This window comes from Aminobacter sp. SR38, from assembly GCF_014843375.1.
GTDB classification, from domain to species: Bacteria; Pseudomonadota; Alphaproteobacteria; order Rhizobiales; family Rhizobiaceae; genus Aminobacter; species Aminobacter ciceronei.
This window is the reverse complement of record NZ_CP062112.1, coordinates 4,390,668-4,406,091: the sequence shown is the minus strand read 5'-3', so window position 1 is coordinate 4,406,091 and position 15,424 is coordinate 4,390,668. Positions and strand designations below refer to the sequence as shown.

The following is a 15,424-nucleotide window of genomic DNA, read 5'->3' as shown; positions in this document are numbered from 1 at the left end:
AGGTCTCCTCTTCATTTCAGACTGTGAGCACCCTGCCAGTGGCAGGCTACATCAACATCACGGCCGGACCGGGTCCGGCCGTGATTGTTTCTGATCGGGCAGAACTTACTTCTGCAGTTCGGTCCAGATCTTGGTGTACAGGGCGGTCACCTCGGGCGCGCAGGTCTGGAGGATTTCGCCGTTCTTCTTGAACTCCTCCGGCACCACGACTTCCGGCGCGGACGTCATGTCGGCTGGCATGAACTTCTCCGAACCGGCGATGCCGTTGGCATAGCGATGGAAAGCCGAGTTCATCGCCGCGTTTTCCGGATCCATCATGAAGTTCTGGAACAGCTTGGCGTTCTCGACGTTCTTGGCTTCCTTCAGCACCACCACGTTGTCGGACCAGTACTGGAAACCTTCGGTCGGATAGCCGTAGTGGATGGCCGGGTTCTTCAGCCGCTGGCGCAGGGCCGAGCCGTTCCAGTCGCTGGTTGCCTTGAAGTCGCCGGCGCCCATCTTTTCGATGGTGTTGTATTCCATGGCGATCCAGTTCGGCTTGGCGGCAACAAGAACGTCGCGCACCTTCTTCAGCACTTCCTTGTCGCCGGTGCACTGCTCGCCGCCGACATACTTGATCGCGGCATGCATGACGTCGTTCATCTCGGGAACGACGTTGACCTTGCCCTTCAACTCGTCCGGCGTGTCGAAGACGATCTTCCAGGTGTTGATGTCGCCCTTGTAGACGTCGGTGTTGACGACCACGCCGACGGTGCCCCAAGCCCACGGCACGGTGTACTTGCGGCCCGGATCGAAGGCCGGGTTGGCCCATTCGGGCGCGACGTTCTTGAAATTCTCCATGCCACCAGGATTGGTCTCGAGGATGAGCCCTTCCTGGATCCAGATCGGCACGTAGGTCTGCGACGGCATGGCGACGTCGAAGCCGGTGCCGCCCTGGCGCACCTTGGCAAGTGCGGTGTCGTTCGAGTCGTAGTCGGTCACTGTTACCTTGACGTCGAACTGCTTCTCGAACTTCTTGATCATGTCGGGGCTGATGTAGTTGCCCCAGTTGTAGATGTTCAACTCGCCGGCTGCGGAGGCGAGGCTGGTCGAGGCAAGCAGCGCAAGGCCGGCGGCCATCGACATGGATTTCAGATTCATCATTCCACTCCCGTTGATTAATCCCGTTTCCTGCTCAAGAAGAAGAACAGCGTGACGATGACGACCGACAAGAGCAGGAAGACGGTCGATATCGCATTGACCTCCGGCGTGATGCCGCGGCGGATCTGCCCCAGCATGTAGGTTGGCAAGGTGTCCTGCCCGCCCGACTTGACGAACTCGGTAATGACCACGTCGTCGAGCGAGATGACGAAGGCGAGCATCAGGCCGGCTATGATTCCCGGCCAGAGCAGTGGCAGCGTCACGCGGCGGAACGCCTTCCATGGCGTGGCGTAGAGATCGGCCGCAGCCCGTTCGAGCGTCAGGTCCATGTTCTCGAGGCGCGCCCGGATCGGCAGATAGGCAAAGGGAATGCAGAACGCCGTGTGCGCCGCGATCAGGTAGCCGAGGCCGTTGTAGCCGCTGGCGATCTTGATCTGCGCAAAGAAGATCAGCAGCGCCACGCCGGTGACGATCTCCGGCACCATCAGCGGCTGGTTGATGAAGGCGTATTTGAACGTCAGGCCGCGATAGGTGCGCGTCCGCGTCGTCGCCAGTGCCGCCATCGTTGCCGCAATGGTGGCGATGATCGCCGCCGAGGAGGCGATCTTCAGCGACCGCCAGGAGGCGTCGACGACCTGCTGGTTGGACCAGGCGGCGACGAACCAGCGCAGCGAGAAGCCGCCCCAGTCGGACACCGAGCTCGACTCGTTGAAGGCGTAGATCACCAGCACGGCAATCGGCAGGTAAAGCAGGAAGAAGCAGGCGCAGGCGATCGTCGTGAAGCCAGTCTGCTGCCTGATCGAGAAGCGCTTAGCCATGACGCACCTCCGAGCCTGCGGTGTTGCGGACGTAGACAAGAAGCGCCACCATCACGATCGCCATGACGGTGATCGAAAGTGCTGCCCCCAGCGGCCAGTTGCGCCCCTGCCCGAACTGCAGCTCGATCAGGTTGGCAAACATCATGTTCTTGCCGCCACCCAGAACGCTCGGTGTTACATAGGCGCCGATGGCCGGGATGAACACCAGGATCGAGCCAGCGACGACACCGGGCCTGACCAGCGGGAAGATGATCCGCTTCAGCACCTGCCAGCGCGTGGCATAAAGATCGTAGCCGGCCTCGACGAGGCGGAAGTCGAGCTTTTCCATGCTGGCATAGAGCGGCAGCACCATCAGCGGCAGGTAGACATAGACCATGCCCACCATGATGGCGAAGTCGGTGTAGAGCATCTGGATCGGCTGGTCGATGATGCCGAGATTGATCAGCGCCGTGTTGATCAGGCCTTCGTTGCGGATCACCTGCAGCACGGCAAAGGTGCGGATCAGCAGGTTGGTCCAGAACGGAATGGTGATCAGGAACAACCAGATGTCGCGCGTCCGCTCCGACCGCGTTGCGATGAAATAGGCCGTCGGAAAACCGAAGACCAGCGTCGCCACCGTCGCCATGAGAGCGAGTTTCAGCGAGCGCCAGAAGATGGTGAGATGGGCGCTGGCAAAGGACAGCGTGTCGTCGAAGATGTCGCGTTCGAGGAAAACCGAGACCCAGCCCTCGGTCGAGAACTTCCACTGGACGTCGCCGTAGGGTCCGGGCGTCAGGAACGAATAGAGAAGCACGATCAAGAGCGGGCCGGATGCGGCCAGAAGGATGATGATCAGCGCCGGCGCCGAGAGATACCAGCGGTTCCTGATCTCCCGCGCCTCTGCCTGCTTTTCGATTTCGGCTGCGGTCGCCATGGCTCAGTCCTTCAGGATCTGGGCCGCATCGTCGCCCAGGACGATGCCGACGCGCTCGCCGCGCTCGAATTCCACCATCGCGCCGCGCGTGTTCTGCTGGCGCACGGTGAAAGCCTCGCCGTCATCCAGCCTGACATGCACATGCGTGTCGGTGCCGAAATAGACGACGTTTTCGACCAGGCCCGAAATGTCGCCCTTGCCCTTCACCGCCTTGGCGTGCTCGGGCCGGATGACGACGGTGGCATCGCCGTCGGGCTTGAAGCCATCGGCGACCGTCGCCGAGATCGTCGCGCCGGACTTCAGCGTCACCTTGGCCTTGCCTCCGTCGATGCTGTCGATGCTGGCGTCGAGGAAATTGGTTTCGCCGATGAAGTCGGCGACGAAGCGAACCGCCGGCCGGTCGTAGATCTCGCGCGCCGACCCGACCTGCAGGATCTTGCCCGACGACATCACCGCGATGCGATCGGACATGGTCAGCGCTTCTTCCTGGTCATGGGTGACGAAGATGAAGGTGATGCCGGTCTCGTGCTGCAGACGCTTGAGTTCGATCTGCATTTCCTTGCGCAGCTTGTAGTCGAGCGCCGACAGCGGCTCGTCGAGCAACAGCACCTTGGGCTGCGGCGCGAGCGCGCGGGCCAGCGCCACGCGCTGTTGCTGACCGCCGGAGATCTGGCTGGTGCGGCGCTTGGCGAGCTTTTCCATGCGCACCAGCTTCAACATCTCGGCGACGCGGGCGTCGATCTCGGCGCGTGGCTTGCCCAGCATCTCAAGGCCGAAGCCGATGTTCTCGGCCACCGTCATATGCGGAAACAGTGCGTAGGACTGGAACACCGTGTTGACCGGCCGCTTGAATGGCGGCAGCGGCGCGATATCGCTGCCATAGAGCAGGATCTCGCCTTCCGAAGGAAAATCGAAGCCGGCGATCAGGCGAAGCAGCGTGGTCTTGCCGCAGCCGGAAGGTCCAAGCAGCGTGAAGAACTCGTTTTCCCTGATCGAAACCGAAACGGTATCCAGCGCTGCAACCTGCGCCTCTCCCGTCCCGAATACTTTACGAACCCCACGAACTTCGATCGCATTCTTACCCGGTGTGTCCGGCACGCAAACGCCCCATTTGTTTCGTCCACTTTTGCAGTGAAACTTTTTTCCCCGTTCAATTGTCACCACACACCGTCAGGCTTGGCAACAACGGCTCGTCGTCATGTCGCCAGGCATCCGCCCTGCGGCTCATGCCTGGTAGCTCACCCGCCCTCCGCAGATGGTCGTCACAGGCCGCACCTGGTGCAGCACCGCCGGATCGGTTGCCTCGATGTCGGCCGAGAGCACCACCAGGTCGCCGAAATAGCCTGGTTTCAGCTGGCCCTTGCGGTCTTCCTTGAACTCGGCGTAGGCGCCCTCGACGGTGTAGCCGGCCAGCGCCTGGTGCAGCGAAACGCTCTGGTCGGGCATGTCTTCAGCCCATGGCTTTCGCAGCATCGCTGCCTGCATGCCCTCGATCGGATCGATCGGCGCCACTGGCCAGTCGGAGGCAAACACCACATGCGCGCCTGCCTCGATCAAGGTCCGGGTCGGATAGGCATAGGGCCAGCGCTGGCGACCGATGCGCGATACCGTCGGCTCAAGAGGAAAGCTCATCGCACCCGGCGGGTGCGGAGGCTGCATCGAAGCGATCACGCCGAGGTCGACGAAACGCTGGATGTCGCTGGCCGTGGTCAGCTCGACATGCTCGACACGGTGGCGGCTGTCGCGCTTGCCATTGACCTTCGCGGCCGCCTCGTAGCCGTCTAGTACGGCGCGTGTCGCGCCATCACCGATCGAATGCACGGCGATCTGCAGGCCGCGCCGGTCGATCTCGGTGGCGATACGTTTGAACTCCTCGGGCGAAAACAGCGGCTCGCCGACCCAGTCGGGACGATCCGCATAGGGCTCGATCATCACGGCCGTCCAGGAGTCCAGCACGCCGTCATAGAACATCTTGACGAGACCCGACGACAGCCAGTCGCCGTCGTAGCGCTCGGCCATGACGGACGCCTTGTCCAGCGCGTCTGGCGTCATGAAGTTCTTGTAGTGGAACGGGATCTGCACCCGGCAGATCAGATCGCCCTCTGCCTGGACTTCCGACAGCAGCTCCAACTGGTAGAAATTGCCGTCCATGTTCTGGATCGAGGTGATGCCGTGGCGCGCGCACCAATCGAGGCCGCGGCGCATGATGGCGCGGTCGCCAGCGCGCTCGTCGCCTTCGGGCATCGGGTCGGGCTCGCCGCCGGTCGACAGGCCGAGCCGCACACGCTCCTCGCCGGCAAGCTTGAGCACCGGGTTGAACGCCTCGTTCTCGCGCAACTCGCCCTCGGCCAGGCCATCGTCGCCCATGACGATCTCGTTGCCGGGCGTAAGTTCCCGCCCGTGCAACACATCGGCCATTTCGAGCGCCTTGGTGTTCGCCCAATAGGTGTGATGGTCGGGGGCCGCCATGATGAAGGCCCGGTCGGGCAAGATGGCGTCGAGGTGATGGCGCGTCACGCGCTCGCTGCCGAGAATGGTGTAGTCGGCGCCTTGGCCGACAAGCATGCGCTGGTTCGGGCGAGCAGCCGCATAGGCCAGCACCGCTTCGCGCAGAGCATCAAGGCCATGCACGCCGGCAAGCTGCAGATGCGCCAGTTCGGCCGCACCCGAGAAGAGATGCATGTGCGCTTCGATGAAGCCAGGAACCACCGAGCCGCGCGCGCGCGTCGATAATCTTTGTGTCGGGGCCGCGCAGCGCTTCAACGGTGGCGTTGTGGTAACGTCCCGGGAAGAGGTGTAATTCAGACGGGAGGATGAGGTCACCATGGGCCTTCGATAAAGTTGCAAGTCGCCAAACACGCAACCAACCGAAGGAACCCCACGATGACCAACAAGAGCATGGCACTGACGGAGCTGCTTGAAAAGCGAGCGGTGGCACCGGACTTCCTGCGTGAGACGCTGGCCTTCATGCTCCAGGAGCTGATGGAGCACGAGGTGGCCGAGCTGTGCGGGGCCGATCGCCACGAGCGCTCCGAGGAGCGGGTCAACCGGCGCAATGGCTACCGGGAGCGGCCGTTGGAGACGCGTATGGGCCGAGTGGATCTCAAGGTCCCCAAGCTCCGCCAGGGCAGCTACTTCCCCGGCTTCCTCGAGCCGCGGCGGATGAGCGAGCAAGCGCTCACGGCGGTGGTGCAGGAGGCCTACGTGCAGGGCATCTCCACTCGTAAGGTCGACGAGCTGGTCCAGGCCATGGGGATGACCGGGATCTCCAAGTCGCAGGTCTCCCGACTGTGCGCCTCGATCGATGAGCGCGTCCAAAGCTTCCTGGAGCGGCCGCTGGAGGGGCACTGGCCCTACGTATGGCTCGACGCGACCTATATCAAGAGTCGAGAGCACGGCCCGGTAGCGAGCCAGGCGGTGGTGGTGGCCACGGCGGTGAATCAGGACGGCTACCGTGAGGTGCTGGGCCTCCGCAGGTCCGGCTGAGACGGAGGGCTTCTGGACGGCGTTCCTACGCTCGCTGGTGGCCCGGGGGCTGAAGGGCACTCGCCTGGTCATCTCCGACGCTCACGAGGGGCTGAAAAAGGCGATCGCGACGGTACTGACTGGGGCGGGCTGGCAACGCTGTCGAGTGCACTTCATGCGCAACGTGCTCTCGCAGGTCCCTAAGGCCCACCAGCCAGCGATCTCGGCGGCGGTGCGCACGGCCTTTGCCCAGCCGGATCAAGCCGCAGCGACGCGCCAGTGGCGGCAGGTGGCCGACAGCCTGCGTGAGCGTTTCGCCAAGGCGGCGGACTGCATGGATAGCGCCGAGGAGGACGTGCTGGCGTTCATGGCCTTCCCGAAAGATCACTGGCCGAAGTTGGCGTCCACGAACTGCTTGGAGCGGCTGAACAAGGAGATCAAACGGCGCAGCAACGTCGTCGGGATCTTCCCCAACAACGCGTCGGTGACGCGCCTGGTCGGAGCGGTACTGCTGGAGCAGAACGATGAATGGCAAGTCAGCCGCCGGTACCTGAGCCTGGAGAGCCTGGCCCCGGTGCTCAAGGAGCCGACTGAGGCAGGCGCCGAACAATTGATTCACGAGGAGGCGGCGTAACAGTCAGCGAAGGCCGCGGTGGCCTCACCCGCTGTTACACCACTTGACGGGACACTACCGGCGTTGTCGCCAACGGCCGCGATCAGTCCATCAACGACTGCCACCGCTTCGGCCGTGGGCCGGGTCGAGTCCATGGTCAGCACGCGGCCGTTGATGACGATCAGATCGGCATTGCGAACCGTTTGGACAGACATCGCGACTCCGCGCACTTGACTGACTGATACCGTTCACGCCCGCACCGGCTGCCCCGTCCCAAGGAGTGGCGCAACCAGACAGCAGGCTGAGGCCGGTTCGCTGTCCCAAGGAATTCCTCTTTCCCTAAAGACAGCGTCGAGAAAAAATGCGACTAATTATTCGCGTTTGTCAATATGCGGGTTTTCCGGGGATGCGTTGTGGAGGACGCCCCTGGTGTATGCTGGCGACGAGCAGGGAGCGAGAAGTCCAGTCCGTGAAGAGCAGTCTCACAAAGAAGGCCACGACGGCGCTTAGCCCGCGCAAGCAGCCGCGACAGGAACGGTCGAGCAAGGTCGTCGACAGGATCCTCGACGCCGCCCTGATCCTCACCAGGGAACAGGGAACCAAGACGCCGACGACGCTGGCCATCGCCCAGCGCGCCGGCTTGTCGGTCGGTTCGATCTACCAGTACTTCCCCAACAAGGAAGCCATCCTGCTCGACCTTGCCCGGCGCTGGCTCGGTGCCTTCCCGGAAGTGATCGCCAAGCGCATTGCGGCTCCCCGCCCGACCAATCGCGACGAATTCCAGCAGGAGGTGGACAAGCTCTTCGTCGACACCTCCCGGCTCTATCTCGACAACGCCACGCTGATGCCGGTCATCGAGGCGATCACCGGCAATCCCGACCTCCGTCCGATCCAGAACGAGTATGACGACCAGATCATTGCGCTCTATGCAGCCTGGCTGCAGCATGTGAACCCGGCGCTCGACGACGGCATCGCCAGCCGGCTCGGCGTGGTGATGATGGAAGTCGGCCACGTCTGCCGTCTCGTCGGGCTCAAGCGCGACCGCAAGGCCTTCGATCTCATCCAGGACGACGTCAAGACCATGTGGCTTGCCCTCGTCGACCCCTATCTCGACCTCAACTAGAACCAGGAAGGATTTTCATGAAGACAGTCTTTTCGCCGCTTCACGCCGGCCACAGCGGCCAGATGGAGCTTGTCGCCGGCGCCATCGTGCCCGGCTTCGAAAAACCCTCGCGGGCCGAGATCATCAAGGCGCGGGTCGAAGACCAGAAGCTCGGCGATATCCTGGCGCCCGAGATACATGACCTCGCCGCCGCCAAGCGCGTGCACGCGGCCGACTATATCGATTTCCTGCCGACCGTCTGGCCGCAATGGGAAGCAGCAGGGAAAACCGGCTCGGCCATCCCCTTCGCCTGGCCGACACGCGGCCTGCGCGGCGACGTGCGCCCGCAGACCATCGAGGCACTGCTCGGCTACTATTCCTTCGACGGCGGCGCGAGCTTCGTGAAGGGGACCTGGGATGCCATCAAGTCATCCTATGACGTGGCGCTGACAGCAGCTCAACTCGTCAAGGCCGGCGAACGTGCCGCCTTCGCGCTCTGCCGTCCGCCGGGCCACCACGCCGGTGCCGCCTTCATGGGCGGCTACTGTTTCATCAACAACGCCGCCGTCGCCGCCCAGTGGTTCCGCGACCAGGGCGCAAAGCGCGTCGCCGTGCTCGACGTCGACTATCACCACGGCAACGGCACTCAGGAGATTTTCTACTCACGCGCCGACATCCAGGTCATCAACCTGCATGGCGACCCGATGACCGAGTATCCGTTCTTCCTCGGCCATGCCGACGAACGCGGTTCGGGCGAAGGCGAGGGCTTCAACATCAACTACCCGATGCCCTTCGGCACCACCTTCGACAAATGGAACGAGGCACTGGAAGACGCCTGCCGGAAGCTCGCTGCCTATGCGCCTGACGTGGTCGTGGTCTCGCTCGGCGTCGACACCTTCGAGAAGGACCCGATCAGCCACTTCAAGCTGACCAGCGCCGACTATCCGAAGATCGGTGCCCGCATCGCCAAGCTCGGCCTGCCGACCTTGTTCGTCATGGAAGGCGGTTACGCTGTCGACGAGATCGGCGTCAATGCCGTCGGCGTGCTGACCGGCTTCAAGGGACGGTAATCCTCAAGCTCTGCCTTCTTCCCGCTTGCGGGGAGAAGGTGCCCAGAAGGAGCGGATCAGAGGCAGCACCGGGCTGCCCGACCGTTCTCAGGTCACTGCGCCGAAACAGTTCCCGCAGCCGCCAGTGCCGCTGCCTTCTTCCGTCCAAGCCGCGTCAGCAGCCAGGCAACCGCAAGCCCGCCAAGCGCGATGCCTATCGCCAGCAGCGGCCGGTACCAGAACCATGCGACCGCGATCGTTGCAGTGCCCACCAGCAAGGCCAGTACGAAGGCGACAAGCCCGGTGCCCATGCGCACCATCGAGCCTATGAAGGGAATCACATCGGCAATCACGCCGAGTGGCGCCAGAAGCAGCCCGAAGCCGATTGCCAGCAACAGCAGGCAGCCGACGCGCACCAGCCAGGTGATAATGGTGTTGGCACTGACTGCGTCGGCGAACATCTTTTCCGCCGGCACCCTGCCGCTGTCGACAAGCAGCAGCTCGTCGCCGGCCACCGTCTGGTAGGGCGCAAACCGCTCGCCCGTCTGGCGGCCGATGACACTGATGTCGCCGAGCGGTACCAGCCGGTACTCGATGCGGTAGTCACCGATGGCTGGAGAAGCCGGATTTGCGCCGAGATAGATGCGCCCGTCCAAGACGTTGACGCGCTCGGTGCCGGGATAGGCGGCGGCAATGTCCGGCAACTGGCTCGGCGTGATGGTCAGCGGATTGCTGTCGCCGATGCGGTCGAACACCGGCTCGTCAAGCGTAAAGGCGCCAAGCTTGCCTTCATGGATCTGAAACGTGCGCGAGCCGAGCGCCATGGCGGGGTTCTGATGATTGGCCGGCTGCTTGAACTCGGCCGAGTCGATCGGCCGGTCCTGCCATTCCTTGGCGTAGCTGTAAGTGGTGACGGTTTCCTCGCCACCGCCCAGCTTGGTGTTGGTCTCCGATTTGGAATTCTCCACCCACTGGAACATCTCGACGGTGCGCACCAGCCGCACGCCCTTGGCCTCGATGGCAAAGTCCGGATCGCTGACTGCGTCAGAGGTCATCACGGGCCCCGTGGTGTGCACCAGCTCGCCCTCATTGGCGGCGTCGATCTTGTCGACGGGCACCGACACAACCGCACCGGCACCCTCCGCCAGCGAGCGCGCCGTGGTCACCGCCCGGCCCTCGTTCCAGAACAGCACCACGACCATGGCAAGGACGAGGACGAACCCGACCAGCACGCCTCCGACCGAGCGCCTGATGAGCCCGAACCACGACACGCTGGTCACTTCACGAAACTGATCGCTCATCTGCTATCCCTGCCCCACGCGACGCAGCGTTAAGCCGAACGGGCCAGGCGATCAATGGCCATTCTCGCGAAGCTTTCCCGAGGGTTTCCGCAGCGTTTCCGGCTGCCTTGAGTCTGTCGAAGGACTCTGAATTAACTTTTTGTCAATTCTGTTTGCGGAGCGATTCGCGAGGGGTTAAATTGAACCCGAATCAGCCGGTCCACGGGGGGCGCGGCGAACCACCAACTCTCTGAAATACCGGGATTTTTCTCGGTTGAGAGCGCGTCAGGCTTCGCGCGACCCGCACGGATTCGGCCGATGGATGCATAAGGCGTCCGCGTCGCGTTTCTAGCGTCATAGTCACGAGTATTTCGACCGGTTCGGGCGCCGCCCAGACCAGGTACCCTTATGGATTCCGGCAGAAGTTTCTGAAATGACCGCCCTCGCCGCTCGCAACGAACAGACCACCGTCGCAGCAAGGCTCGCATCCAGAAGCGATCTCACCGCTTTTTTCATGAACCTGACCGACGAGATCGGTGCAGACGGCTACATGCTGGTCGCCATCGCCCAGGATCAGGAGCGCGACAATCTCCAGATCATCGCCTCAAACTGGATCTACGACGCCATCCAGCTCGCCGGCCATGCACTGATCGCCGGTCTGGCTCAGGGCCCGTTCGCCAGTGCGCCGGGCGCACGCCCGCAGAGCGTGCTGGCCTCCCAGGCGCCCGCCATTCTCGGCGGCGAGGAAGCCCGCCTGCTCGACGTGCTCGGCCATGCCGAAATCTTCGCACTTCGCCTGCATGTCGGCCGCCAACGCCTGTTCGTATTGTTCTCGGCTGCCGAGGCCGGTCGCATCGATCCGAACGTCATGCCGCGCACCCAGCTCGAATGTTGCTATGCCCTGTCGCAGGCGCCCAGCGTGCTGGCCGCAGCGACAATGCAGGACCCCTTGTCGGACCGCGAGCGGGAGTGCCTGTTCTGGGTCTCCGAGGGCAAGACCACCGACGAGGTGGCGCTGATCCTCGGCGTGTCGTCCAACACCGTCAACAGCTACATCACCCACGCGATCCAGAAACTGTCGGCCTCCAATCGCGCCATGGCGATTGCGACCGCAATCAGGAGCGGCATCATTTGAGCTACGCCCAGGCAAAGCAGCTGAGCCGCGCACGCGATTATGAACAGGATGTTCCGTCCGCCCCTCACCCGATCGGCCTGCAAGCCGTAACGCTCGCGGACGCCGCCAAGCGCTGCCGCTGGATCTCGGTCGATCTCGGCGCGCGCGATTTCGCGCTGTGCCTGGCAGGTCCACCCGCAGAAAGCGGCCGGCTGACGGCATGCTTTGATTCCGACTATCCCGGCTCCATGTCGGCTGCCCGCCTGCTCGGCGGCGGCATCGGCGAACACCTGATGCGCCATGCGCGCCAGTCGACCGCGCCATGCTGGTGGACGGATGACGCTGATGCCCCTGAGGTCTTTTCAGCACTCACCTGGACCAGCCGCATCGAACCACTCGCCCAGAGTGGCCGCGGCATCGCATTTCCTGTTTACACCGATCGCGGCCAGGTCGGCCTCTTCATCTTCGGCGGCCCGGAGCTTTCGCCCAACCCGCAGACGCTGCACGACCTGCACGGCCGCTGCTTTGCGCTGTTCGATGCGGTGTCGCGCATCATCTCGCCCCAGTCACGCGACCTCCCGTCGATGTCGCGCCGCGAGATCGAGTGCCTGAAGCTGACCTCTCGCGGCTACACCAGCGAAGAGATCGCCAAGCTGCTCAAGCTTTCGGTGCACACCGCCAACCAGTATCTCACCCAGACGACGCAGAAGCTCAACGCCGTCAACCGCATGCATGCGGTCGCCAAGGCGCTGCGGCTGGGCCTGATCGACTAGCGCTGGTCGGGGTTTCGGGTCAGGCCGAGCCAAAAATGGCCGGTACCGAGAACCGGAGCGTACATTCAACCTACGTGAGCACCGGAAGCGCAGGGAGCAGGCATTCGCAGGCCGGCATCACTCGAATCTAGGCAGCTTCGGCCTGCGGAGTCCGCCTGATCATCGCATGCTGGATGGCGGCGGCGAGATATTCCGTGTTCTTTTCCGGCTCCGGATCCGGTTTCTCGAACGACACATAGTGGACTTCCACTGACGCGTTGGTCGCCGTCATCGACAGCTGGAAATAGACCACCGCCCCTTCCGGCCTGAGCTCAAGGTCAAGAACGATGCGCGGGCTACCCGTCCAGCTGACATGCGCCTCACCGCCCAGTCCGAGGCGCAGCGCGCCCGGCATGAAATAGAGCTCCGCCGCAGAATCGACCAGGTCGGCCACGTTGGCAAAATGCTCGAGCCTGATGAAGGCGATGTAGTCGGCAAGGTCGACGAGGCGCAATTCGCGCACCACCGGCTGGATCGCCGTTGCAACAAGTACTTCACGGGTCGAAGCGTACTGCTGATTTTTCATGACGGATTGCGCTGAGCCTTGTTTCCGTAAACGATCCGCACCAGTTCGGCGACGGCCTGGTAGAACTGCGATGGAATGACACTATCCACTGAAACTTGCTTGTACATGGAGCGGGCGAGCGCCACGTCTTCGAACACTGGAATGCCGTTCAGTTCGGCTATTTCGCGGATCTTCAAAGCGACCAGGTCCTGCCCCTTGGCGAGCACGACAGGTGCTGCATCCTCGTTGCGGACGTAGCGCAACGCGATGGCGAAGTGAGTCGGATTGGCGATCACCAGCGTCGCCTTGGGCACCGCGGTCATCATGCGCTGGCGAGCGCGGTCGCGGGCGATCGAGCGCAGCCGGGCCTTGACGATCGGATCGCCTTCCGACTGCTTCATCTCGTCCTTGACCTCCTGCTTGGTCATGCGCTGTTCCTGGAACCAGTGGAAGCGTGACCAGACGATGTCGGCGACGCCGATCACCCCCATGACGAAGACGATCGCCACCAGGATGTCGACGGTGATGCCGCGGATGACGTCGCCAAAGGCCACCGGATTGGTGATCATACCGGCCAGCAGCCGGCGATGATCGTCCGACAGCACGAAGTAAAGCACGATCATCACGAAGCCGAGCTTGCCAAGCGACTTCAGGAATTCGACAAGGCCCTGAGCGCCGAACATGCGCTTCCAGCCCTTGGTCAGGGAAATGCGTTCGGCTTGCGGGCGGATGCGCTCGCCGACGAACTGCGGCACGTTCTGGATCAGCGACGCACCGACGCCCGCCACGATCAGCATCACGAACAGGCTGGCGACCGCGCGTGCGATCTCGACCGCCACCGCCTGGTAGAGTTCGATGACGTCGCGCTCGGTGCCGAGCGGCCAGGCCTCGGGCTTTTCGAGGAAATTGGACAGGAAGACGCCGAGTTCGGCGACCGACGAGCTGGCAAAGAACACGGCATAGACCATGATCGCCAGGAACGAGGTGAAGATCGCGACTTCCTTGGAGACGGGCAGCTTGCCCTTCTCCATCGTGTCGCGGATTTTCTTCTCTGTCGGCTCTTCTGTTTTGGAGTCTTTGTCCTCGTCCGACATTGCTCAGCAGACCGCGTCGGATACGGTCAGGCGGCGTCTTGCGCGGATGGCAATTCGAGGAGGCCCTCGTTTGACATGCGCAAGGCGGTAGAAGCGATGGTCTTGCGGGCACGCAGGATGTCGGCCGGTTGAATGCCTTCCGATCCCTGGCTCAGTTCGGACTCGATCATGCGGCGCGAGCGCGCGCTGATCGACGACAGCACGGCCTCGGCGAGCGGCAGCGGCGTTCCACGTAGGGCCATGGTGATGAGTTCCGTCGAGAGTCCATCGAACAGAGCCACGCGCGCCTTCTGCGACATCGACGTGATGTCTTCGAAGGAGAACAGGCGGGCGCGGATGGCATCGAGATCAGCCATGCCGACTTCCCGCAGGTCGCTCATCACCTCTTCGAGCTGCGACTTGTCCAGTTCATTGAGGACGCTGGCGACGCGCGTCTGTCCGACCGATGTATCCTTCTGGGCGCTTTCGGTCAGCACGTGGTTGCGCAGCTGCTGCTCGACCAGCTTGGTCGCCGCCTCGGGCACGTTGGCCAATTCCATCATGCGCTTGATGATCTCGCTGCGCACCGGCTTTTCCATCGACAACACCACGCGTGCCGCATAGGTCGGCGCCAGGTTGGACAGGATCATCGCCGCGGTCTGCGGATGCTCATTCGCAAGGAAAGTGCCGATCTGCGTTGCTTCGAGCCTTTCGACCTGCGGCCACACCGGCGGCAGGTTATCCTTGATCATCAAGGGTTCGCCATTGCCCATCAGGGCGTTCATTTCTTCCGGCGACAGCGACTCGTTGAGGATGGTGTCCATCTTGTCGGCGGAATCGAGCAGGCCGGCACCTTCGGTGAACTCGGCCTCGAACTCGGCGACGATCCGTTCGAGATCGGCCTGGGGAATCGTACGCAGCAGCCGCGCGCCTTCGATGAGCGCCTTGAGCTCCTCCTGCTTGAAGAACTTCAGCAGACGGCTGGCCGATGGCTTGCCCATGGCCACCAAAATAGCCGCAGCCTTCTGTGGCCGCGTCAGCGACGCCAGCGACGTGGTCATGCGGAGGTCTCTCTGGAAGCAGGGGTAAGCACAGTCAAAAGTCCAGTCCTCAGGCGCTCTTAGTCGCCGCTACGATTTCGGTCAGGCGGATGCCGAAACGCGACGGATCGCTCTCAAGTACCGTGATTTCGCCACGTGCGATACGCCTTCCGTTGACCACGACGTCGACAGGTTCGCCGATGCGGCGGTCGAGCGCAACCGTCGAGCCCTTCTGCAGCGCCATCAGCTCCGACACCGGCATTTCGGTGCTGCCGAGCACGATCTGCACTTCGACCGGAATGCCGAAGATCACGCTGCTGTTGCCGGCTGCCGCCGCTGCACCGCCGGCGCTTGGCCGCTTTTCCTCTTCGCTCAGCACGCCGCGCAATTCTTCGATGGCACGATTGAGCTGATCGTCCTCGACTTCTTCGATTTCGGGCTTTTCGACCTCGGGCTTGGACTGTGCCTTGCTCATCGGTGTTCTCCAGTTCTGTCGTTCG

At 63.0% G+C, this 15,424-nt stretch carries 14 protein-coding genes and 2 pseudogenes; 5 read left to right on the top strand and 11 right to left on the bottom strand.

Translation table 11 applies throughout. The annotated features are described in order from the left end of the window. Nucleotides 1-105: 105 nt before the first annotated feature. The 5 genes and pseudogenes from IG197_RS21550 to IG197_RS21530 all read right to left on the bottom strand — a co-directional run. Nucleotides 106-1,140: an extracellular solute-binding protein gene (locus tag IG197_RS21550; RefSeq protein WP_192314907.1), complete on the bottom strand. Its 1,035-nt coding sequence runs from the start codon at nt 1,138-1,140 to the stop codon at nt 106-108. 17 nt (nt 1,141-1,157) lie between these two features. Continuing rightward, nucleotides 1,158-1,958, bottom strand: coding sequence for an ABC transporter permease (locus tag IG197_RS21545; RefSeq protein WP_192314905.1), 801 nt, complete (start codon nt 1,956-1,958; stop codon nt 1,158-1,160). Continuing rightward, nucleotides 1,951-2,871: an ABC transporter permease gene (locus tag IG197_RS21540; protein WP_154386443.1), complete on the bottom strand. Its 921-nt coding sequence runs from the start codon at nt 2,869-2,871 to the stop codon at nt 1,951-1,953. Before IG197_RS21540 ends, IG197_RS21545 begins: the two co-directional genes overlap by 8 nt. A 3-nt stretch (nt 2,872-2,874) precedes the next feature. Continuing rightward, complete coding sequence (locus tag IG197_RS21535; RefSeq protein ID WP_067958634.1) at nt 2,875-3,969, bottom strand: ABC transporter ATP-binding protein; 1,095 nt, start codon at nt 3,967-3,969, stop codon at nt 2,875-2,877. A gap of 126 nt (nt 3,970-4,095) precedes the next feature. After that, nucleotides 4,096-5,638 (bottom strand): annotated as a pseudogene (locus IG197_RS21530) (amidohydrolase); the annotation flags it as partial. A gap of 116 nt (nt 5,639-5,754) precedes the next feature. On the opposite strand from IG197_RS21530, the pseudogene IG197_RS21525 reads away from it, so the two are divergent. Further along, nucleotides 5,755-6,970: pseudogene (locus IG197_RS21525) on the top strand (IS256 family transposase). On the opposite strand, the gene IG197_RS21520 reads toward IG197_RS21525, so the two are convergent. After that, complete coding sequence (locus tag IG197_RS21520) at nt 6,952-7,164, bottom strand: hypothetical protein (protein ID WP_192314903.1); 213 nt, start codon at nt 7,162-7,164, stop codon at nt 6,952-6,954. The pseudogene IG197_RS21525 and the gene IG197_RS21520 overlap by 19 nt on opposite strands. A gap of 254 nt (nt 7,165-7,418) precedes the next feature. On the opposite strand from IG197_RS21520, the gene IG197_RS21515 reads away from it, so the two are divergent. Both IG197_RS21515 and IG197_RS21510 read left to right on the top strand, forming a co-directional pair. Further along, a complete protein-coding gene (locus IG197_RS21515; RefSeq protein WP_067966206.1) occupies nt 7,419-8,072 on the top strand; it encodes a TetR/AcrR family transcriptional regulator in 654 nt (217 codons plus the stop codon). Between the two features lie 17 nt (nt 8,073-8,089). After that, on the top strand, nt 8,090-9,121 hold the full coding sequence (locus IG197_RS21510; protein WP_192314901.1) for a histone deacetylase family protein: 1,032 nt from the start codon (nt 8,090-8,092) through the stop codon (nt 9,119-9,121). A 92-nt stretch (nt 9,122-9,213) separates the two neighbouring features. On the opposite strand, the gene IG197_RS21505 is transcribed toward IG197_RS21510, so the two are convergent. Beyond that, nucleotides 9,214-10,401 carry a TMEM43 family protein gene (locus IG197_RS21505; RefSeq protein ID WP_192314899.1) on the bottom strand — a complete coding sequence of 396 codons (1,188 nt, stop codon included), beginning with the start codon at nt 10,399-10,401 and terminating at the stop codon, nt 9,214-9,216. Between the two features lie 412 nt (nt 10,402-10,813). Between IG197_RS21505 and IG197_RS21500 the strand changes: the two genes are divergently transcribed. Then, nucleotides 10,814-11,515 (top strand): helix-turn-helix transcriptional regulator, encoded by a 702-nt coding sequence (locus IG197_RS21500; protein ID WP_067958623.1) that lies wholly within the window; start codon nt 10,814-10,816, stop codon nt 11,513-11,515. Then, nucleotides 11,512-12,267, top strand: coding sequence for a helix-turn-helix transcriptional regulator (locus tag IG197_RS21495; protein WP_067958621.1), 756 nt, complete (start codon nt 11,512-11,514; stop codon nt 12,265-12,267). Before IG197_RS21500 ends, IG197_RS21495 begins: the two co-directional genes overlap by 4 nt. 127 nt (nt 12,268-12,394) lie before the next feature. Here IG197_RS21495 and IG197_RS21490 read toward each other — a convergent pair whose 3' ends face one another. From IG197_RS21490 to fliN, 4 genes are read right to left on the bottom strand one after another with little or no spacing between them, the layout of a single operon-like run. Beyond that, entirely contained in the window at nt 12,395-12,832 is a 438-nt protein-coding gene (locus tag IG197_RS21490; protein WP_067958619.1) for a hypothetical protein, read from the bottom strand. Beyond that, nucleotides 12,829-13,905: a flagellar biosynthesis protein FlhB gene (gene flhB, locus IG197_RS21485; protein ID WP_067958617.1), complete on the bottom strand. Its 1,077-nt coding sequence runs from the start codon at nt 13,903-13,905 to the stop codon at nt 12,829-12,831. The genes IG197_RS21490 and flhB overlap by 4 nt, the downstream gene beginning before the upstream one ends. Before the next feature lie 26 nt (nt 13,906-13,931). Continuing rightward, on the bottom strand, nt 13,932-14,945 hold the full coding sequence (locus IG197_RS21480; RefSeq protein WP_067958615.1) for a flagellar motor switch protein FliG: 1,014 nt from the start codon (nt 14,943-14,945) through the stop codon (nt 13,932-13,934). Between the two features lie 49 nt (nt 14,946-14,994). Continuing rightward, nucleotides 14,995-15,399, bottom strand: coding sequence for a flagellar motor switch protein FliN (gene fliN / locus IG197_RS21475; protein ID WP_067958613.1), 405 nt, complete (start codon nt 15,397-15,399; stop codon nt 14,995-14,997). Nucleotides 15,400-15,424 lie beyond the last annotated feature (25 nt).